The 21644-nt window shown below is 38.1% G+C and carries 20 protein-coding genes; 8 read left to right on the top strand and 12 right to left on the bottom strand.

Going from position 1 to position 21644, the window contains the following annotated elements:
• Positions 1-43: 43 nt before the first annotated feature.
• The 3 genes from lapB to pgpB all read right to left on the bottom strand — a co-directional run bounded on the left by lapB (position 44) and on the right by pgpB (position 2383).
• Positions 44-1213 carry a lipopolysaccharide assembly protein LapB gene (lapB, locus tag EHE21_RS08605; RefSeq protein ID WP_098942984.1) on the bottom strand — a complete coding sequence of 390 codons (1170 nt, stop codon included), beginning with the start codon at positions 1211-1213 and terminating at the stop codon, positions 44-46.
• 12 nt (positions 1214-1225) lie between these two features.
• Complete coding sequence (locus EHE21_RS08600) at positions 1226-1543, bottom strand: LapA family protein (RefSeq protein ID WP_088495686.1); 318 nt, start codon at positions 1541-1543, stop codon at positions 1226-1228.
• A 159-nt stretch (positions 1544-1702) separates the two neighbouring features.
• On the bottom strand, positions 1703-2383 hold the full coding sequence (gene pgpB / locus EHE21_RS08595) for a phosphatidylglycerophosphatase B (RefSeq protein WP_228766754.1): 681 nt from the start codon (positions 2381-2383) through the stop codon (positions 1703-1705).
• Between the two features lie 305 nt (positions 2384-2688).
• Here pgpB and ribA point away from each other — a divergent pair, with 305 nt between their 5' ends.
• The 4 genes from ribA to EHE21_RS08575 all read left to right on the top strand — a co-directional run bounded on the left by ribA (position 2689) and on the right by EHE21_RS08575 (position 5294).
• Positions 2689-3288: a GTP cyclohydrolase II gene (gene ribA / locus EHE21_RS08590; protein ID WP_075672080.1), complete on the top strand. Its 600-nt coding sequence runs from the start codon at positions 2689-2691 to the stop codon at positions 3286-3288.
• A gap of 249 nt (positions 3289-3537) precedes the next feature.
• On the top strand, positions 3538-4353 hold the full coding sequence (locus tag EHE21_RS08585; RefSeq protein WP_088495689.1) for a MetQ/NlpA family lipoprotein: 816 nt from the start codon (positions 3538-3540) through the stop codon (positions 4351-4353).
• A gap of 237 nt (positions 4354-4590) precedes the next feature.
• Positions 4591-4791 (top strand): AAA family ATPase, encoded by a 201-nt coding sequence (locus EHE21_RS08580; protein ID WP_228766753.1) that lies wholly within the window; start codon positions 4591-4593, stop codon positions 4789-4791.
• A complete protein-coding gene (locus EHE21_RS08575; RefSeq protein WP_194952604.1) occupies positions 4788-5294 on the top strand; it encodes a DUF4276 family protein in 507 nt (168 codons plus the stop codon). The genes EHE21_RS08580 and EHE21_RS08575 overlap by 4 nt, the downstream gene beginning before the upstream one ends.
• Before the next feature lie 71 nt (positions 5295-5365).
• On the opposite strand, the gene acnA is transcribed toward EHE21_RS08575, so the two are convergent.
• Positions 5366-8038, bottom strand: coding sequence for an aconitate hydratase AcnA (gene acnA, locus EHE21_RS08570; protein WP_194952408.1), 2673 nt, complete (start codon positions 8036-8038; stop codon positions 5366-5368).
• Between the two features lie 219 nt (positions 8039-8257).
• Between acnA and EHE21_RS08565 the strand changes: the two genes are divergently transcribed.
• Positions 8258-9088, top strand: coding sequence for a hypothetical protein (locus EHE21_RS08565; RefSeq protein WP_088495694.1), 831 nt, complete (start codon positions 8258-8260; stop codon positions 9086-9088).
• 61 nt (positions 9089-9149) lie between these two features.
• Here EHE21_RS08565 and cysB read toward each other — a convergent pair whose 3' ends face one another.
• From cysB to topA, 3 genes are all read right to left on the bottom strand, one after another.
• On the bottom strand, positions 9150-10124 hold the full coding sequence (cysB, locus tag EHE21_RS08560; protein WP_075672088.1) for an HTH-type transcriptional regulator CysB: 975 nt from the start codon (positions 10122-10124) through the stop codon (positions 9150-9152).
• A 237-nt stretch (positions 10125-10361) separates the two neighbouring features.
• On the bottom strand, positions 10362-10886 hold the full coding sequence (gene sodC / locus EHE21_RS08555) for a superoxide dismutase family protein (RefSeq protein ID WP_088495695.1): 525 nt from the start codon (positions 10884-10886) through the stop codon (positions 10362-10364).
• Positions 10887-11041: 155 nt separating this feature from the next.
• Positions 11042-13639, bottom strand: coding sequence for a type I DNA topoisomerase (gene topA / locus EHE21_RS08550; protein WP_194952407.1), 2598 nt, complete (start codon positions 13637-13639; stop codon positions 11042-11044).
• A 307-nt stretch (positions 13640-13946) separates the two neighbouring features.
• Between topA and EHE21_RS08545 the strand changes: the two genes are divergently transcribed.
• Positions 13947-14195, top strand: a complete 249-nt coding sequence (locus EHE21_RS08545; RefSeq protein WP_088495697.1) for a YciN family protein — start codon at positions 13947-13949, stop codon at positions 14193-14195.
• A gap of 492 nt (positions 14196-14687) precedes the next feature.
• Here EHE21_RS08545 and sohB read toward each other — a convergent pair whose 3' ends face one another.
• Positions 14688-15734, bottom strand: coding sequence for a protease SohB (gene sohB / locus EHE21_RS08540; protein ID WP_088495698.1), 1047 nt, complete (start codon positions 15732-15734; stop codon positions 14688-14690).
• 213 nt (positions 15735-15947) lie between these two features.
• Here sohB and EHE21_RS08535 point away from each other — a divergent pair, with 213 nt between their 5' ends.
• Together EHE21_RS08535 and cobO are read left to right on the top strand one after the other, a co-directional pair.
• Positions 15948-16709: a YciK family oxidoreductase gene (locus EHE21_RS08535; protein WP_194952603.1), complete on the top strand. Its 762-nt coding sequence runs from the start codon at positions 15948-15950 to the stop codon at positions 16707-16709.
• Positions 16710-16734: 25 nt separating this feature from the next.
• Positions 16735-17325 (top strand): cob(I)yrinic acid a,c-diamide adenosyltransferase, encoded by a 591-nt coding sequence (cobO, locus tag EHE21_RS08530; RefSeq protein ID WP_098943002.1) that lies wholly within the window; start codon positions 16735-16737, stop codon positions 17323-17325.
• A 44-nt stretch (positions 17326-17369) separates the two neighbouring features.
• On the opposite strand, the gene EHE21_RS08525 is transcribed toward cobO, so the two are convergent.
• The 4 genes from EHE21_RS08525 to rnm form a co-directional block, all read right to left on the bottom strand.
• Positions 17370-18317, bottom strand: coding sequence for a hypothetical protein (locus EHE21_RS08525; RefSeq protein ID WP_194952406.1), 948 nt, complete (start codon positions 18315-18317; stop codon positions 17370-17372).
• Between the two features lie 201 nt (positions 18318-18518).
• Positions 18519-19442: a 23S rRNA pseudouridine(2605) synthase RluB gene (gene rluB, locus EHE21_RS08520; RefSeq protein ID WP_194952405.1), complete on the bottom strand. Its 924-nt coding sequence runs from the start codon at positions 19440-19442 to the stop codon at positions 18519-18521.
• Between the two features lie 420 nt (positions 19443-19862).
• On the bottom strand, positions 19863-20483 hold the full coding sequence (locus EHE21_RS08515) for an L-threonylcarbamoyladenylate synthase (protein ID WP_023582284.1): 621 nt from the start codon (positions 20481-20483) through the stop codon (positions 19863-19865).
• Positions 20484-20507: 24 nt separating this feature from the next.
• The gene (rnm, locus tag EHE21_RS08510) at positions 20508-21368 is read right to left on the bottom strand and encodes an RNase RNM (RefSeq protein WP_194952404.1); all 861 of its coding nucleotides are present in this window, start codon (positions 21366-21368) and stop codon (positions 20508-20510) included.
• Positions 21369-21644: the final 276 nt, after the last annotated feature.

The raw sequence follows: 21644 nt of genomic DNA, 5'->3' as shown, positions 1-21644 counted from the left end.
TAGGGCCTTTATTTATAAAGAGACTATTAAAAAAGTGACATCGTCACTGACCATCTAAACCGCGAATAGGTTTAACGGTATCCCATGAACGACAGGATGGACAATGCCAATATAATGCATGAGAGGTAAAACCACATTTATGGCAACGATAATCTGGTTTTGTGCGAATTTGCTCACCAACCATATAGCGCAATAAGATAAGGCTCTCTTTGGCGCGTCCTTCTTCCGCTTCTGCTAAATGGTAACGCATTAAACGATAGAACAGGCGCATGGTTGGATGACGCTCTAATTGGCGATTAATGTATAACTGAGCTGCTTCAATACCTTCTTTAGCTTCAATAATGTCAGCAAGGTAAAGTTCAGCAATCGCACCACAATTACTATCCACACATTGACGTAAATAAGTTTCCCAACGAGAAGTATCGCCTTGAGATTGGAAACATTCAAAAAGCATAGGTAAGGTTTCACTGACCATCTCTTTATCTTGCTCAATGACTTTCATTAAAACATCAATGGCTTTTTGTTTATCATCACGAGCAATATAGATACGACCATACATAATTGAAACACGGGCACAGAGAGGGTCCATTTGCCCTGCTTTTTGTAACAAATTCAGCGCACTATCGAGATTATCACTGCTCATTTCTTGAAGTGCTAATTCACAATAAAAATGTGAAATTTGTTCTTTTAATTCATGCTGACCTAATTTCACCAATTTTTCAGCCGTTTCTATGGCTTTTCCCCAATCACTGGTTAATTGGTAAATAGCAAGCAAAGATTGTAGCGCACTTTGGCGAAATTCTTGTTCATCAATAAGTTGCTGAAACATATTTTCAGCACGATCGTAAACACCTGCCGCCACATAGTCGCGACCTAGCTGTTGAACAGCAAGTAGGCGTTGATCAAAAGAAAGTGCAGCACTCTCCATTAACGATTGGTGGATACGAATAGCTCGTTCGACTTCGCCACGAGAGCGGAAAAGATTACCTAAAGTAAGATGGGCTTCAAAAGCAGAGCTATCTTCTTTAAGCATTTCGAGGAAAAGATCAACCGCTTTATCTTGTTGATCAGAAAGTAAGAAGTTAACACCCGCCACATACTCACGTGACAGGCGATCGGCGTTCTGCTGTTTGTCCTGTTGAGCGCCACGACGCCCCATATACCAGCCGTAAGCCGCAGCGACAGGTAATAACAGAAACAGCAATTCTAGCATCAGCTATCGTCCTTATTTCGTAGCAGAAGCAACCGTTGGGCGACTTTCTTGGTTTTCTTGTTTTGTTTGGGCGCTTTCAAGACGTTTAATTTTACGTTTTGCTCGACCTAATGATAAGCGAGCTCGTAGATAAAAAACACCACTTACAATCCAGCCAAGTACAAAGCCCACACCAAACAGAGCTGCTAACAAGGTAGAAATACGATATTCACCTTGAGCAATAAGGTAATTAAATGTGACTACCTGATCGTTATTTGTGCCTAAAGTCATAGCTATCACCACGATGGCAAGAACAAGAATAACCAAAATAAAAAGTAGGACTTTTTTCACATTATTTCCTTTTTTATTCTCTTTTCTTTAGTAGACAGATAAAGGTAGCATTTTCACTGCGCACAAAGAAAGTCATTTCTTAGAATCATCTGATTTTCGTATATTTTTTCACATAAATATCGAAAAAGACATTCTGTATCTCAAAAATAAGGGCTATCGTCAGGATTTGAGCAATAAACGTCGCTCAATCACCTTAAATGCACACCAAACCAGCACTGTGCTGATAAGAATACCGACAATCACATCAGATGCCCAGTGCATTCCTAATACAATACGCCCTACCGTGACATCAATTCCCCATAATAACCCGAATGACGCTAAAAAATAATGACGACGCAACATAAAAAGGACAAAAACAAATAATGCGAGTGTGGCAGAGAATAAGCTATGACCCGATGGGAAAGCATAACCCGTTTCTGCTTTCCAATGTTTAAGTTGCCATTCAGGGATCACTGGTGAGTTGGCTAACCCATTTTGAAGTAATTGTTCTCGCTCTGGCCTTGAAACTTGATAAAAAGCTTCAGAGCTAATGTGCAGATTTTTACTAACCCAAACAACATATGGGCGAGGCTCTTTTACTGTGTTTTTAACCGCGACCTTAATTAATTGCCCAATAGATAATGTAGCAATAATTATCACTGCTAATTGAATAAAATGGTTACGCTTCAATTTTAAAACCATAAAGAGCAATGCTAACAAAACAATAATCGTCACAGCGCCCCAAGGTTTTGCTGCACTATCTGCTATCCATAATGTACTTATACCGCCTAAAGGGTGGTCGGTAGGTTGCCATTTCCAACCCAATATCAACACAACACTCGGTATGATTAAGAGCAACACACAGCCCAATAGAATCAACTTTGTTATTTGCTTATTCAATATATTGCCTCTTCTTTAATACGAATGTTGTCTTTCGTTCATGCTTAAAGGTAATTAGTATAATCGATGATAGTTTAGCAATAAATCATTATGCAATAAGGCTTAAAATCTGATAATTTGTAGAGGTGTGAATTTATAAGTGTGTGTTACCCAATTTCCTTGTCTATCAGACTTGGAAGCATTTCAGTGTTTTATTTCTCTTTGTTCTCGTTATAAAGTGTATAATCTTGAACGAGAGTTTCACCTGAAATTATGAGTCAAAAATAATGAAATTAAGACGTATCGCAGAAGCAAAACTACCAACTCCTTTTGGTGAGTTTTTAATGGTCGGTTTTGAAGAAATCGCAACAGGAAAAGATCATGTCGCCCTTGTTTATGGCGATATTTCAGGCTCAGAGCCCGTATTATCTCGTATTCATTCAGAATGTTTAACGGGTGATGCTTTATTTAGCCTACGTTGTGATTGTGGTTTCCAACTTGAAGCTGCGCTTTCACAAATCAGCAAAGCCGGTCGTGGCGTATTACTTTATCATCGCCAAGAAGGCCGCAATATTGGATTACTAAATAAAATACGCGCTTATGCATTACAAGATAAAGGATTAGATACCGTTGAAGCGAACCTCGAGTTAGGTTTTAAAGCAGACGAACGTGATTTTACCCTTTGTGCTGATATGTATAACCTATTAGGTGTTCATGAAGTTCGATTATTAACCAATAATCCGAAGAAAATTGAAATCATGAAAGCCGCAGGCATTAATGTTATCGAGCGAGTGCCATTGATCGTCGGACGTAACCCAAGCAATGCGCATTATCTTGATACTAAAGCCGATAAAATGGGCCATCTTTTATTTAAGAAAGCGCAATAATAAGTAACAGCACAGCATTAATTATTTTCAAATCCGAGCCCGTGTCGCTCGGATTTTTTATTTATGGTTTTTACTCTATTACCTTGTAAATTCATTCTTTATCTATTTTCTTTGTTTATATCTTGTTCTTTTTTATCGCTCTTTCATCATTCAATTATATCATGTGAAAATTTGTCATATGCGATTTCATTGACTATCCATCTGATTCTAAGTTATTTATTAATAAATAAATTTTGATAGGAATGCATTATGCCATTACATTTTTCTGGTAGGATTTTCAGCGCGCTATTATTAGCAGGAACGTTATTAACTGGCTGTGATAATAGCGATAAAAACAGCTATTCAATCAAGGTTGGTGTGATTAATGGTGCTGAACAAGATGTGGCTGAAGTTGCCAAAAAAGTCGCCAAAGAAAAATATGGCTTAGAGGTTGAATTGGTAAGTTTCAGTGGTTCTTTATTACCTAACGATCCCACTGCAAATAAAGAACTTGATGCCAATGTTTTTCAACATCGCCCTTTTCTCGCCCAAGATAATCAATCTCGTGGTTACAATTTAGTGGCTGTTGGTAATACCTTTGTTTTTCCTATGGCGGGCTATTCAACAAAAATTAAGCATCCTTCGGAGTTAAAATTAGGCGATACCATCGCAGTTCCTAACGATCCCACCAATTTAGGTCGAGCATTACTGTTATTAGATAAAGAAAAGCTGATTACGTTAAAACCAAACAGTGGTTTATTGCCTACAGCTATCGACATTATTGATAATCCACTTAAGCTTAAAATTATGGAGCTAGAAGGCGCACAATTACCGCGGGTTTTAAACGATCCTAAAGTGACTGTCGCTATTATCAGTACAACTTACATCCAGCAAATTAATTTATCTCCCACCAAAGACAGTATTTTTATTGAAGATAAAAACTCTCCTTATACCAATATTATTGTGACAAGAGAAGATAACAAAAACGCTGATAATGTGCGGGATTTTATTAAGGCTTACCAATCACCTGAAGTTGCAACAGCCGCCGAAACCATTTTTAATGGTGGTGCAATTCAGGGCTGGTGATAACTTATTAGATCCCTTAGGACATAAAAAAGTAACGTATAATAAGTACGTTACTTCATCCACTTAAGCTACGTTTTCTTCTACTCTTTCTTCTACTCATTTGATGATTTAACAATCTTCTATATCCCAGTATACTGACCCATCAGAAGCACATTTAAAAATAGAATTAACAATAGTCTGTTTTTAAGCCATAAAGAAAATACATACACCCTAATTATAAGATAGGTGGAAAAATCAGTGAGTAAAATAGATACATTAACTATCAAAGGTTTTAAATCTATCCGAGAACTAGATAACCTCCCACTTAATAGCCTCAATATACTGATTGGTGCTAATGGTGTTGGAAAAAGCAACTTTATCAGTTTTTTTCGTATGCTAAATGAGCTTGTTGAAGCAAGGGGGGTAATTTTAAATTTGAACGCGTTTATCCTGATATAAAAAACAGGTTACTGGCTGATGGAAATTGCTATTGCACTACCTTTTTTGATTATTATGGGTTGCCTGAGTCATTCCCGGGAAAAACATCTTCCTCACAGATATCCATCATGGAAGAAAAAGCGAAACATATCCAAGATGCATTTACACAAGAATTAACAAATAAACTTGGTGAACACGCAATGCAACGGTTTATACCTTATATTCAAATGTATGAATTTGAGGCGCTTTTATTTAGTCATCCTCAAAAAATGGCTCAAGGTATGGAACGACATGAATTAACTGATAGTTTTGCCAATATATTGAGAGAATTTACTTCTCCTGAACATATCAATAATTCACCTCAAACAGCTCCTAGTAAAAGAATTGAAAATTTAATTAATGGGTATGAAAAAACCTTACTTGGTATTTTAGCAGCTCTTGAAATTGGGGTAGCGACAATGCGAGAACATTGCATCTTATTTAATGAGTGGTTAACTAAGTTAGAATCTCTGAGACAGTCCTAATAAAATACGACTGAAAAAAACGCCCCATTATTTTTATAATGAGGCGTTTAATTTATTATAGCTAAACCTAATTAAAGCATATTACGAATAACATAATGCAATATGCCACCGTGTTGGAAATAGGCTAATTCAGTTTGAGTATCAATACGACAACGCGCCATAATAGTTTCAGTGTGATTATCTGCGAAAGTAATATTAACTGCGACATCTTGGTTCGGTGTTAATGCATTAAGCCCTGTGATCTCAATTTTCTCATCACCTTTTAAGCCTAATGTTTGACGAGTTACTCCTTTAGGAAACTCTAAAGGTAAAACCCCCATACCAATCAAATTAGAACGGTGAATACGCTCAAAAGAGCCTGCAATAACGACTCGCACACCTAATAAACGTGTTCCTTTTGCCGCCCAATCTCGGCTAGAGCCTGAACCATATTCACTACCAGCAATAATCGCCAATGGCGTATTTTCTTGTTGGTAACGCATTGAGGCATCGTAAATAGCCAGTGTTTCTCCCGTTGGAATATGCTTGGTAAAACCACCTTCTACTCCCGGCACCATTTCGTTACGAATACGAATATTGGCAAATGTGCCTCGCATCATAACTTCATGATTACCGCGTCTTGAGCCATAAGAGTTAAAATCTTTCGGCTCAACACCGTGCTCACGCAAATAACGCCCCGCTGGACTATCCGCCTTAATATTACCCGCAGGCGAGATATGATCAGTTGTCACTGAATCACCTAAAATAGCCAAAATGCTGGCTTGATGAATATCTTTAATTGGAGCAGGCGTTTTTGACATTCCTTCAAAGAAAGGCGGATGTCGAATATAGGTAGAATCTGGTTGCCAATCATAGACAGGTGTATCTTGTGTTTTCAGTGATTTCCATGTCGCATCACCTTCAAACACAGCGGAGTACTCTTTATGGAACATTTCTGTTTTAACTTTCTCAACAGCATCAGCAATCGCTTTACTATCAGGCCAAATATCTTTTAAATAGACGGGATTGCCCTGTTTATCTTTACCTAATGGCTCTTTAGTGAGATCGATATTCATATTTCCTGATAAAGCATAAGCAACCACTAAAGGCGGTGATGCTAACCAGTTGGTTTTTACTAAGGGATGAATTCGCCCTTCAAAGTTACGGTTACCGGACAATACAGCCGCAATAGTTAAGTCATTATCCTTAATTGCACTTTCAATCGGTGCTAATAAAGGCCCAGAGTTACCAATACATGTTGTGCAACCATATCCGACAAGATTAAACCCTAATTCATCAAGATAAGGGGTTAATCCTGCTAGATTAAGATAATCTGTGACCACTTTAGAGCCCGGAGCCAAAGAAGACTTAACCCAAGGTTTACGTTGTAATCCTTTTTCTACCGCATTTTTAGCCAATAATCCGGCTGCCATTAAAACATTAGGGTTTGATGTGTTGGTACATGATGTGATCGCCGCAATAACGACAGCACCATCAGTTAATTCAAACGCAGGATAATCATCAATTTTTACTTGAGGGAAGTGTGACAGTGGTTTCTTATTAGTTTCAAGCTCTACTGCTGCTTTAAATGCTTTTGGTACACTCGGTAGATTAACTCTATCTTGAGGACGTTTAGGCCCAGCGAGGCTTGCTTCAACGGTTCCCATATCTAACGATAAAGTTGACGTAAAGATGGGCTCATCACCTGTATGTCGCCATAAACCTTGCTCTTTGCTGTAAGCTTCAACTAGTGCTATTTCCTGTTCTTCACGTCCTGTTAAACGCAAATAATCAAGAGTGATATCATCTATCGGGAAGAATCCACAGGTCGCACCATACTCTGGTGACATATTGGCTATTGTTGCACGATCAGCTAAAGGTAATGACGCTAAACCATCTCCGTAGAATTCTACAAATTTACCCACCACACCATGAGCGCGTAACATCTGTGTGACGGTTAAAACTAGATCAGTTGCGGTGATCCCTTCGCGTAATTTTCCTGTTAGTTTAAAGCCAACAACATCAGGAATTAACATGGAGATAGGTTGACCTAACATTGCGGCTTCTGCTTCAATGCCTCCTACACCCCAACCTAGAACACCAAGACCGTTAATCATTGTGGTATGAGAATCTGTACCAACTAAGGTGTCAGGATAAGCCACATGACGCCCATTTTGCACTTCAGACCAAATAGCTTTGCCTAAGTACTCAAGGTTTACCTGATGGCAAATTCCTGTACCTGGTGGCACGACACGAAAGCGTTCAAAGGATTGCTGCCCCCAACGTAAGAAAAGGTAGCGTTCATAGTTACGCTCCATTTCAATTTCCACGTTTTCAGCAAATGCATTTTTACTGGCATATTCATCAACCATAACAGAGTGGTCAATAACTAAATCAACAGGTGATAGTGGATTGACTTTATCCACCTTCCCACCCAAAGATTTCACTGCTTCACGCATAGCGGCTAAATCAACGACCGCAGGCACACCGGTAAAATCTTGCATGAGCACCCTTGCAGGTCGATAAGCAATTTCACGTGATGCATGTGCTGTTTTTTGCCACTCAACTAACGCCTTAATATCCTCTTCAACAACAGTTTCATTGTCGAGATAACGCACTAAGTTTTCTAGTAACACCTTCAGGGACTTAGGAAGACGGGTAATATCGCCTAATTGGTGGGCAATTTCTGAAAGACGGTAGTACTCATATTCTTGAGATCCGACTAAGAGCGTGGAATGGCTCTCTTTTTTCAAACGTAACGACATAGCTTCTCCTTCTTATTTTTATACTGACAGCATGTTTAAACTATCAAAATAGGTAAGGTTATTTATTAAACATATCATATAACGTTGAATTTCGCTTAAAGACCACACAATTTGTTAACACAATGTTATGGCTGTCATGATGTTAATAAATTTTAGTCTCTGAATTTTCACTTAATTAGACTTTAATGGGAGAGGTATAACTGTGTAAGGATAATATTTATGAATAACAAACAATCTGATTTACTAAAAAATATTATGAATGCTGATCGCTATTTTGCGGAGCCTGTTACACCGCCTTTTCCGCAAACCTTATCGATGAATGCATTACATTCTCAAAATATAAAAGATGCCGAAGGTTTAGTACAATTTATCATCGCATCACCAAAACCTTTTGAGCCTTCCGAAATAGAAAGAATGTCACAACTTAAAAATATTCAAATTGGACTTATTTCTATTATGGCAAACCATCTTGCTGCATTAAAAAAAGAGGATAATGAAGCCTATTATCGCCCTGAACATTGGTTAGATACCCTCAACCATTTACCCCTTCTAGGGCACAATAAAATCGAAACAAAAAAGCTTCATAAGCAAACCTTTGATTTTTCCGTTGCTCAAGCATTTATTCAGTTATTACTAGGCGCTGCAATCAATGCCACATCCCCCGCACTTGGAGAATTTATTGATTTTTTACGTACCCAAGGGCAAAAAATAGAAGTCGGTTTACGAAAATCATTAGATAGCTATCAAACGATAACTATTGCGGGGATCACGGAGATACTCAATCATAATAATCATCTTATTTTTGTTCCAAAGCTGAAAATTTTGAGTCTACGTTTTTCTTATCAATCAGCGAAAATGCTACTCGCTAGTTGTATAGGTCGTAAATTTACCCTCTCTTTAGAGTACACCACTATTACCTCTGTATTTGATGCTAGCGCACTTGATGATCCGCTAATTAATCAGCAATTTTATGATTTTTTAAATAAGTATCGTCAGTTAAGTATTGCCAAATCAGATGCTTTTTTTAGTGGGGATTTTTATTTGAAATGAGTAATAGCAGAAATTAGGTTTATGAACACGCTTGAAGGCGGGGATCACCCGCCTTTCAGTATTACACTAAAGGTAATTCGATATCTTTAAATAACTCTTCAATTTCTTCGTTAGTTCGCAATGCAACCGCTTGTTCAATCAAATTACGTGTAAGATGAGGAGCAAAACGCCACATAAAATCATACATATAACCACGTAAGAAACCACTACGACGGAATGCAATTTTAGTGGTGCTATAACTAAATTTATCACGCATATCAATCGCGACTAAATCGCTATCAAGTACAGGATCAAATGCCATACTGGCAATCACACCAATACCTAAATGCAGTCTCACATAAGTTTTAATGACATCCGCATCGGTTGCAGTGAAAACGATTTTAGGTTTTAGCCCTACTTTACCGAAAGCATCATCAAGATCAGAACGCCCAGTAAAACCTTGGGTATAGGTGACGATATCGTAGCCCGCAAGCTCTTTTAACGTTACTTCTCGTTTTTGTGCCAGTGGATGATCTTTTGAAACCACTACAATACGGTTCCAACGATAGCAAGGTAACATCACTAAATCGTTATAAAGATGCAGTGATTCTGTCGCGATAGCAAAATCACTTTTACCTCTGCATACATCTTCAGCAATTTGTGTTGGCGATCCTTGGTTCATATGTAGTGAAACATCAGGATAGCGCTCAATAAAACCTTTTATTACTGGGGGTAATACATAACGAGCTTGCGTATGAGTTGTTGCAATTGATAATGAGCCTCTATCTGGATAAGTGTGTTCACCTGCAGCAGATCGAATAGCTTCTGTTTTTGATAAGATTTCTCTAGACAGCCTTACAATTTCTTCACCCGCAGGTGTCACATGCGTTAGATGCTTACCACTGCGAGAAAATATTTGTATACCTAGCTCATCTTCTAACATGCGAATTTGTTTACTTATTCCCGGTTGAGATGTATACAAACGCTCTGCCGTGGTTGAAACATTTAAATCGTTATTCACCACTTCAACGATATAACGCAACTGTTGTAATTTCATGGAGAGGCTATCCCTTCAACAAAAGACTTATTATTCCGTTATTCTATTTATATTCATATAACTAAAAAGAATAATAAAGATGTAATATATAACCACTATATCACTTATTTCATTTCGGTCTAACGTAATTAATAGCGTTATTTAGATTTTGTTATATCGAATAGTTATAAGCTATAAACAAGCATAAAAAAAGCCGACATTATTTGTCAGCTTTTATTTCATAATATTGGCACTAAATTATTTAATCACACCACATGCCATTCTTGCACCACCACCGCCAAGAGCAGCAGGATCATCAGAATAGTTGTCGCCACCCACATGCACCATAATTGCTTTGTCTTTCACTTGCTCAAGCTTAGTGAGTTTTGGCGCTAATACTGCGTAATCAGCAACACCTTTATCATTGACAACTAATCCTGGTAAATCACCTAAATGCCCATCTTTATTATAAGGCCCCAAGTGAACACCAACTTTTTCAGGATCTAAATGACCACCTGCTTTTAAAGCGGGTACAGGTTTGCCATCTTTCATATCAGGCTCACAAGAACCATTAGCATGAATATGAAAACCATGAATACCCGGAGTTAATCCAGTGAGTTTTGGCGTAAATAACAGCCCATAATCAGTTTCAGTGATAGTGACAACACCAATATCGTTGCCATCACCTGTCGGTAAAGCTTCTTTTAACGTGACATCTAACGTTGCAGCACTTGCCACAGAAGTAAAGAGTAAGCCAGATAGTAACAAAGGCATCAGTTTCATAGTATCTCCGTCTTATTATTAGCAAAGTAAAATATCAGACAAATAGAAATTAACCATTAATACTGTTTCAGTGTATTTAATTAGCATACCTTCTTAATACAAAAAAGCGACTAACTCTCATTAGTCGCTTTTTTATGTATCACGCAATGCCAATGTTATTTGGTTTTTTCAACCCACTTTCCATCGACATAAAACGCAGACCAACCTGTTGCCTTACCGTCTTTCTCTGAAGAAACATATTGCTGTTTTGTTTTACGACTAAAACGCACAATCGTTGGGTTTCCTTCAGGATCAGCCACCGGAGCTTCTGCTAAATAGCGCATTTTCTCTGCTAAACGGTCTTTAAAGCGAACTAGCTCTTCTACTTTTGGTGCCCGCGTTTCTCTTGATTTAGGGAACGTGTTTGCAGCCAAGAAGACACCCGCAGCACCGTCTCGTAAGACAAAGTAAGCGTCTGATTTTTCACATAGCAATTCAGGAAGTGGAACGGGATCTTCCTTCGGTGGTGCAATTTCACCGCTTTTTAAGATCTTACGGGTGTTTTTACAATCATCATTTGTACAACCCATGTATTTACCAAAACGCCCCATTTTCAGGTGCATTTCAGATCCACATTTATCGCACTCAATAACTGGCCCTTCATAACCTTTTAAGCGGAATTCACCTTCTTCAACTTCATAACCATCACATGCAGGGTTATTACCACAAACATGTAATTTGCGATGAGTATCAATCAGGTAACTGTCCATTGCAGTACCACATTTCGGGCAACGACGACGAGCACGTAATGCGTTAGTTTCTGCATCTTCCCCTTCAAGAATATTTAATAATTCATCTTCAGGGATAAGGTTAATGGTTTGCTTACAACGCTCTTTAGGCGGTAATGCATAGCCTGAACATCCTAAGAATACGCCTGTTGTCGCCGTTCTAATTCCCATATGTCGAGAACAAGTTGGACACTCAATTGACGTAATAACCATTGGATTTGGTCGCATTCCGCCCTCTTCAGGATCTTTTTCAGCAACATCTAATTGCTGACTAAAATCGGTGAAGAATGCATCTAATACCGCTTTCCAATTTTCTTCATTATTAGCAACATGGTCGAGATGATCTTCCATTTGCGCAGTAAAATCGTAATTCATTAAATCGCTAAAATTCTCTTCTAAGCGATCAGTTACAATTTCACCCATTTTTTCTGCATAAAAACGACGGTTTTCGACTTTCACATAACCACGATCTTGAATAGTGGAGATGATAGATGCATATGTTGAAGGACGACCAATACCGCGTTTTTCTAATTCTTTAACTAAAGTCGCTTCGCTAAAACGTGCTGGTGGCTTAGTAAAGTGTTGAGTGGGTTCTAACTCAGCTAAAGCCAGTTTTGCCCCTACATCAACGGCTGGTAAGGTTTTATCTTCATCTTTATTACGCATCGCTGGCATGACTTTCGTCCAACCTGCAAAACGTAAAGTACGACCTTTAGCACGTAGTTTATAATCACCTGATTCGACTGTTAATGTCGTCGAATCGTATTTTGCTGGTGTCATTTGACAAGCAACAAATTGATTCCAAATCAGTTGATATAAACGTTTGGCATCGTTATCCATATCTTTTAAAGATTCTGCGATAACGTTGATGTCAGAAGGACGGATAGCTTCGTGCGCTTCTTGAGAGTTTTCTTTGCTCGAATAAACGTTTGGCTCTTTCGGCAAATACTTAGCACCAAAATTCTCATTGATATAATCACGCGCCATTTGAATTGCATCCTGACTTAAGTTAGTCGAGTCAGTACGCATATAGGTTATATAACCTGCTTCATAAAGGCGTTGAGCTAGCATCATTGTCTTTTTCACACCAAAGCTTAAACGCGTACTTGCCGCTTGCTGTAAGGTTGATGTGATAAGCGGTGCGCTTGGCTTGCTGGATGTTGGTCTATCTTCACGATCTTTTACCGTGAAGGTCGCATTCTGTAATGCTTTAACCGCAACCTGAGTCTCATCAGATGAAACAGGGTTGAAGGCTTTGTCATTATAATGCGTGACTTCCATACGCAATGGCTGTTCATCAGGCGTTAACAGCGATGCATGTAATTGCCAATATTCTTCAGGAACAAAGGCTTTAATTTCACGCTCACGTTCAACTAAAAGACGCACAGCAACTGATTGCACTCGACCCGCAGATAATCCGCGAGCAACTTTTTTCCAAAGTAAAGGCGAAACCATATAGCCCACAACACGATCCATAAAGCGACGTGCTTGTTGCGCGTTAACGCGATCTATATTTAACTCACCCGGAGTTTGGAAAGCTTGTGTAATGGCATTTTTAGTGATTTCGTTAAAAACCACTCGACTAAACCGTTCATCATCACCGCCGATAACTTCGCGTAAATGCCACGCGATAGCTTCTCCTTCGCGGTCAAGGTCCGTTGCGAGATAGACATGATCAGCTTTCTCAGCCAATGCTTTTAGTTCAGCCACGACTTTTTCTTTGCCGGGTAGAATTTGATAATTCGCATTCCATCCATTATAGGGATCAACTCCCATACGGCTGACTAAGGCTGATTTCTCATCCTTTTTAACTTTTTTCACGCCTTTCGTGGCGGATGAGTTTTCGCTCTTCTGGCTGCCAGAACCACTCTTTGGCAAATCACGAATGTGACCCACGCTAGATTTAACTACGTAGTCATTGCCAAGATATTTATTGATCGTTTTGGCTTTAGCCGGGGACTCCACGATAACAAGAGCTTTACCCATAATTACCTTTACCTAATTAAACTTTGTTATGACGGTATCGTTTAATACCCTCAACTAAAAAAATGTTTAAAATCTCTTTTTTATATTGCGTTAGTTTTGCAATATATCAACCTGTTTTTATTCAAAGCTTTTGTTCGAGCTCAAAACTCGTGACTTTTTTTGAGGTATTTTAATCACCTCATCGCTTTGATCGGGTACAGGCAAATCATTGTTTGCTACATATAGAGTAGCTAAGCTTTTAAAAATGCCACACTCTACCTGATAAAAAGTGAGGCGCAACAAATTATTTTTCTAAGGAGCACATATTATGTCAACACAAACTACGCCGATTACAACAGAGATGCTACTTGAAAAAGCGAATAAAATCATATGTGAACATGAAGATTATATACACGGTATGCGTGCTGATTCGGTTGAACAGAAAGGTAATGTCCTCGTATTTAAAGGCGAATTTTTTTTAGATGAACAAGGTTTACCTACTGCAAAAAGCACAGCGGCATTCAATATGTTTAAGCATTTAGCTCATGTGTTATCTGACAAATACCATTTAGAATAAATCATCTTCGTGATTATTTTTGTTTAATCACTAAAGTAAATTCATTTACTCTTTAATCGATAACAAAAAAGAGACTTTACTTGCCAGTTATTGCATTCACTCAGATGCCAATAACTGGCATAATTAAACAAAAATAAAGAATAAAAATTCAACCTAAACGTAATGCGTATTTTCTATCACATCTCAACTCACAATTACACTTACCTATCAATACAATCAGTAATATCAATTATTTTTATTTTCTATTTACGGCTATATTGAAGCCTCCTAGAAAGAGGAAATATTTACCCTGTTGTTGTTATAAGCAATATCAATTATTTCTTTGATTGCCAGTGAATTTTTCACTGGCTTTTTTTTGTTTTATCAAAATAAAAGCTTTTAAAATAAAAGATTAGAATATTTATTGGGAAGAGTTGGGAATAGTGATAGGTAAGGAAAGATGATATCAGCAATAATCCTATTGCTGATATCATTTATGGCGTACTTATTGGCTTATAGCAGCGGTTTTTTACTTCTCTGTACCCAACGCATCATTAGTTTATCAATGCTTTCCATTGCACCGCCTGTAACACGTTCAACCATTTTCTTCTTGGTAACATATTGGACTGAGAGGACTTCAAAGTCATTAATATGATTGATTAACCAATCATCACTCACACCAACTTCATCAATTAAGCCTCTGTTTAGTGCTTCTGAGCCGTACCAATACTCACCAGTTGCAACACTATCAATATCAAGTTGAGGGCGATATTTATGCACAAATGATTTAAATAACAAATGTGTTTCATTTAAATCTTGCTTAAATTTCTCACGTCCTTCTTCGGTATTTTCGCCTAATAAGGTCAATGTGCGTTTATATTCGCCAGCAGTATGTAACTCAACATCAATATCATTTTTCTTGAGTAAACGGTGAATATTAGGGATTTGAGCTACAACACCAATCGAGCCAATAATCGCAAATGGTGCAGCAACAATTTTATCTGCTACACATGCCATCATATATCCTCCGCTGGCAGCCACTTTATCGACAACTGCAGTCAGTTTAATGCCCTTTTCTTTTAAACGTGTTAACTGAGCTGCAGCTAATCCATAACCATGAACCATGCCACCCGGACTTTCTAAACGCAGTAATACTTCATCACCCGATTGTGCAACAGAAAGAATGGCACTGATTTCTTCACGTAATGCACCCACTTCATGGGCATCCATACTACCGTTAAAATCAAGCACATATAAACAAGGTTTCACAACGCCTTTTTTACCTTCTTTTGCATTGTTTTTACTCTGTTTATTCTCTTTTTTCTGCTGTTTCTTAAACGCTTTATACCAGACTTTTAATTCAGCATCGTCCATTTTCGCTTGTTGCATAACGCGCTGTTTTTCTTCATAGGCTTCAGCAAGATCAGTAACTTTTAATGTTCCTTTACGATTTTGCTTTTTATTTCCAATCACGACGAAAAACAACACGATAGCGATAATCGCCACAACAACAGTGACAATTTCTGCTAAAAACAGCCCATATTGCAAAATATACTCCACAAAGACCTCTTTTTAAGGTTAATAACACTGACTCAAACCAATACGCCTAGTTTAACGAAATTCTGCTTTAGCGCCAGCAACAAAGGCATGATTATGTTTAATACCATAAAGAAAACAGCCATAAATTGTAAACAAAAAGTCAGACTAAACTGGTCGCTAGACAAATAAGACGTTACACTTTATTTACTTTTTACTAGACAGGATATCAATATGTTGCAATATCAACCCGATCATAGCGTGCTAAAAGATAAAATTATTCTAGTAACGGGTGCCGGTGATGGCATAGGAAAAGAAGCCGCACTAACTTATGCGCAATACGGCGCAACACTTATCTTATTAGGCCGTACTCTATCAAAACTTGAGGATGTTCAAGAAGATATCATCACTTCAGGTGGTCAACAACCTATGTTATATCCACTTGATCTACTTACAGCGACAGAGAACGATTTTCAGCAATTTGCGGATACTCTCGTTAAACGCTTCCCTCATCTTGATGGCGTACTACAAAATGCCGGCTTATTAGGTGTTGTTGAGCCTATCATTAATCAACCAAGCAACCTTTGGCATGACGTTATGCAAGTCAACGTTAATGCGACATTTATGCTCACAAAAGCTCTGTTGCCATTGATGCTTAAAGCGCCTCATGCGAGTCTTATCCTCACGACATCCAGTGTGGGTCGCCAAGGTCGTTATGGTTGGGGAGCTTACTCTGTATCTAAATTCGCAACAGAAGGCTTTATGCAGGTACTGAATGAAGAATATAACGAAAGTACTTTACGTATTAACTGCATCAATCCTGGTGGTACTCGTACAGCAATGAGAGCGAGTGCATTCCCTGATGAAAATTCACAAAAACTAAAAACACCTAAAGATTTGATGCCGTTATATCTCTATTTGATGAGTGATGACAGCATTGATGTGAAAGGACAATCTTTAGATGCACAACCTGGTCGCAAAGCAGGTCCTGCTGAATAACATAATCTAAGTTTGAGGTAGTCCAATGAATGATGCACAACACCAAAAACGTCAACAACGTTTAAAAGAAAAAGTAGATACCCGAATTGAGCAAGCTCAACGAGAACAAGGTATTGTGATGATTTTTACTGGTAATGGTAAAGGAAAAACAACCGCAGCTATGGGTACAGCGACCCGTGCGGTGGGTCATCAAAAAAAGGTCGGTGTTGTGCAATTTATTAAAGGAACTTGGGAAAACGGTGAACGTAACCTACTGGAACAATTTGGCGTACCTTTCTATGTGATGGAAACGGGATTCACTTGGGAAACGCAAGATAAAAGTGCAGATACAGCCGCTTGTTTAAATACTTGGCAATATGCACTCAAACTGCTTAATAATCCAGAATATGACCTCGTTATTCTCGATGAGATTACCTATATGATTAGCTTTAACTATTTGCCATTAGATGAGGTTATTTCAGCTATTAGCTCTCGCCCTTCTCATCAAAATGTCATTATCACTGGAAGAGGCTGCCATAGAAAATTAATCGAGTTAGCAGATACTGTGACAGAAATGCGTCCTATTAAACATGCTTTTGATAGCGGAATAAAAGCACAAAAAGGCATAGATTGGTAATAATCCCTTATCACCTTTTCAATTATATAAAAATGAATAATTATTTATATTAAAGCGGGCTCACTTAATATACCAGCACCAAATATACGCCCTGTTTCATTTATCAGTTTAAAGTAAGCTTCTTTATCATCGAATATATCATTTTGTATTTGCTGACTATAAACCATAGCCATTGCCATTATATGAAAATGATATTCATTATAGTAATTTTGCTTTTCATTCGGATCACGTGAAGCTAAATAGGAATTGGTTACTTTATAAATACTTTTAGCTTCTTTCAGCATTTCGCCATTATTAAACTCAATATGACTCAATGTTGGAATAAAATCATCTGTTCGCGTATTTTCATCATTTATCCAATTGTATTTATCATTTTCTTTATGTGCTTCTAATAAATTACGTCCTGAATAAACATGAATACCATATGGCTTTCTTGATATAAAATCTTGAAATTCAGATTGGGAAAAACACTTAGTTAATACATTTACCACGCCCTTATTACTCCAATCAGGTAAATAAGTTGGGATAGGTTCATTTAATGGGATTTCACAGCGGAAAACATTATTATCAATAAACATAGCATCAGAGCTATTAATAGCACCATGTACAAGCTGGCCATCAATCCAAACGGAACGCATTGTTAAGTACAAATGCTCACTGTCTTCTTTAGGAGAAAAAATAGAAGTAAAACTATAGTAGATTTCCCTAGATGGATTAATTATCCCGCCATGATTACCGGGATAAATCATAAAGGTTTTCTTCTTCCCATCAGCATCAACTAATACATGCTTCCCATTCTCTAATTTTATTTCTTTCACTTCACCGGTATTAAGCCAAAAAGAATTATTATCAATTTGAAAGACTAACGGTGTTGTTTTATTGTTACTAATATAAAACACACCAGACTGTGAATTTGAATTAGTCGTTGGCTCACAACCCGTAGTAAGAGTAGTCGCACATAACATTGTTGTTAAATAAAAAGAACGATGCATATATCGCGTATACCTTATCGTAAAATATACAAATAAAATATTATTTTAATAAAAATGACTTCTCATCTCATTAATCCGTGCATCATAGTTTTATTTATGGAAAAAAGAAAGCTATCAAAAAAAAGAAGCACCCAATTTCAATGGGTGCTTCTTTATGAGAAATGATATTTTAATTTAAAATAATAAATAATTATTCGCTAATTACTTTTTATTTCCTGCTGACTGGCGACGACTTGACGCTCTTTTAGCAGGTGATGTTGAAGTACGTGCTGAGACTTTAGTATGACGCTTAACGGCACGACGGATCTGATTCGCTTTGATGCGACGCTGATCTTTTTCTACTGCAACTTTGGTTACTGTTTCGTCGTTTAATTCAACTAATTGACGTAAATAGTTGATTTGATCTAATCCAAGTTCAACCCAACCACCACGCGGTAAGCCTTTTGGTAAGTCAATATCACCGTAACGAACGCGAATAAGGCGGCTAACTTGTACACCAACCGCTTCCCACATACGACGAACTTCACGGTTACGTCCTTCGGTAAGAGAAACGTTATACCATTGGTTAATTCCTTCACCACCACGGTAAGAAACAGAGCGGAATGAGGCAGGACCATCTTCTAATTGTACACCACGCGTTAATTGACGAATTTTGGCATCATCAATTTCACCAAAAACACGTACTGCGTATTCACGCTCAACTTCACGGCTAGGGTGCATTAAACGGTTAGCTAATTCACCATCTGTTGTAAATAACAATAATCCACTGGTATTCACATCCAGACGACCTACCGCAATCCAGCGAGCATTGTTAAGGCGAGGAAGACGTTGGAAAACAGTCGGGCGACCTTGCGGATCACTGCGAGTACACAGTTCACCTTCAGGCTTGTAATAAGCAAGCACACGACAAACATCTTTTTGTGCTTCACGAATATTTAGAATACGGCCATCTAAGCGGATTTTTGCTGTAGTGGTGACATCAATACGATCACCTAATTTCGCTTTTGTACCATCAATGCTGATACGTCCTTCTTGAAGATAACCTTCAATTTCACGGCGAGAACCGTGACCAGAACGAGCAAGGATTTTTTGTAATTTTTCAGTGCGTTGCGATTTATCGCTCATGAAACAACCTCATGTGTCGCCTTCACAGGCGTCATAAAAATAGAATTATTTTTTAAAAATCAATTAAATAAAAATAACCCATGTTTATTAAAATAAGAAATAAACACAGGCTTATTGATTCAATAGTGAACAATGTTGATGATTTTTCACATCAACATTGTGATAAATAGTGCCGATAAAACGATGTTGGCAAAACTATAATGACAGCTTAACCATTTGTCTGCTTATCAAGTTACTGTGCTTAGCGCTTAAAATGCGCGTTGGTATAACCGATTTCAAAAACAGACACCGTGATTTTTATCGCAATGTATAAATTTAACACAAGCGATAGATCCCTTCACCTTTTATCTCTTTATCTCGTGATAAATTTCTTCACTATCGAGTCATTGACTCCCAATTTAGTTTAATCAACCAAATCACTTACTGAAATGGCGTAATATCACCCGTACCTTCACGCACGATAACTGGGGTATCTTCCGTTAAATCAATGACCGTTGTCGGTTTTTGTCCTAGATAGCCACCGTGGATCACCAAATCAACTTGTTTGCTTAATAAATCTTCGATTTCTTCCGGATCAGATTCTGCAAAATCATTACCCGGTAAAATCAGGCTTGTTGACATTAATGGTTCACCAATATTTTCTAACAATGCCAGTGCAATTGGGTTAGAAGGAACACGCAAACCTATAGTTTTACGTTTATCATTCATCAAGCGCTTTGGTACATCTTTAGTTGCTTTTAAGATAAAGGTGTAATTACCTGGGGTATTATTTTTTATTAAGCGAAACACCACATTATCAACATAAGCATAATTAGCGATTTCAGACAAATCACGGCACATCAGTGTGAAATTGTGGTTTTTATCTAATTGGCGAATACGACAAATTCGCGTCATTGCATCTTTATTTTCTAAACAACAGCCAATAGCATAGCCAGAATCTGTTGGATAAATCACCACACCGCCTTTGCGTAAAATATCAGCACTTTGTTCAATTAAACGAGCCTGCGGATTATCAGGGTGAATATAAAAAAGTTGGCTCATACATCCCTCAACGAATTTCTAATGTTACTCTTGCCATAGCGACCAAACGGGTTCGACGCCACTGGGTAACCATAAATTACGCCCCAATTCTATCCACGAGCAAGGGCGATGAAAATCAGAACCTAACGAAGCTTTTAACCCATAAAGTTGCGCTAATGCTGCGTGTTGTTCCCGTTCTTGTGGTGGTTGTTGGCATTGTGCCACTTCGATTGCATCACCACCGAGTTGTTTAAAATAAAGCGTTAATCGTTTTAACCATTTAGAGGATAGACCATATCGTCCCGGATGCGCTAATACTGCAACACCACCAGCTTCATGAATTGCCGTGACAGCGTCACCTATTGAGCACCACTGTGGTGGTACATAACCCGTTTTACCTTTCGCTAAATAACGTTTAAACACTTTATTAACCGAGGCAACATGCCCTTCATTCACAAGAAAACGGGCAAAATGACCTCTTGTAACTTGTCCACCATGCGCTAAGGCTTTTGCCCCTTCAAATGCATTTGCAATACCTGCTTTTTCTAATCTCTCACCAATCATTATCGCACGTGTTTCGCGACATTGGCTTTGTGACGAAAGAAGTGCCTTCATTGCGTTATGGTTGATATCAATATTCAATCCAACAATATGGATTTCTATATTCTCCCACAAAGTCGATATTTCGACACCTGATATCAGGGTAAGAGGCAGATTTTTTTCTGCAATATAATCATTAGCAGGAGTAATCGCCGCCGTTGTATCGTGATCGGTAATAGCTAAGACATTAATTTGACGCTCTATCGCTCTATCAACCAATTCTTCTGGTGAAAGCTCGCCATCTGACGCGGTAGTGTGGCTGTGCAAATCATAAATCACTCTTAAATCAGATAGCACTTCTGTCATCGCTTCTCCCTTTTCATCTTAGCAAGATAATAATTTTTAAAGAGTATGCCATAAAGTACTTGACGAACCTAACGCAATCCAGTTTACTAGTACATAACACGAGCTAGTCTATTAACTTATTATCTGTCGTTAGCTGTAAGGAGATCTTATGAATATCAATCAACATCTTATCGCTCTTTGGTGGCGCAATACTCTTTTATGGGCGGTTTGATCTCCGGCTTTACGTCAGTGATATCTAAAACCCGCCTACGCGGGTTTTTTTATGCATTAAAAACG

The organism is Proteus sp. GOKU, from assembly GCF_015475555.1.
In the GTDB taxonomy this organism is placed as follows: Bacteria; Pseudomonadota; Gammaproteobacteria; order Enterobacterales; family Enterobacteriaceae; genus Proteus; species Proteus mirabilis_B.
The sequence above is the reverse complement of the archived record's forward strand: the minus strand, read 5'-3'. Positions and strand labels throughout refer to the sequence as shown.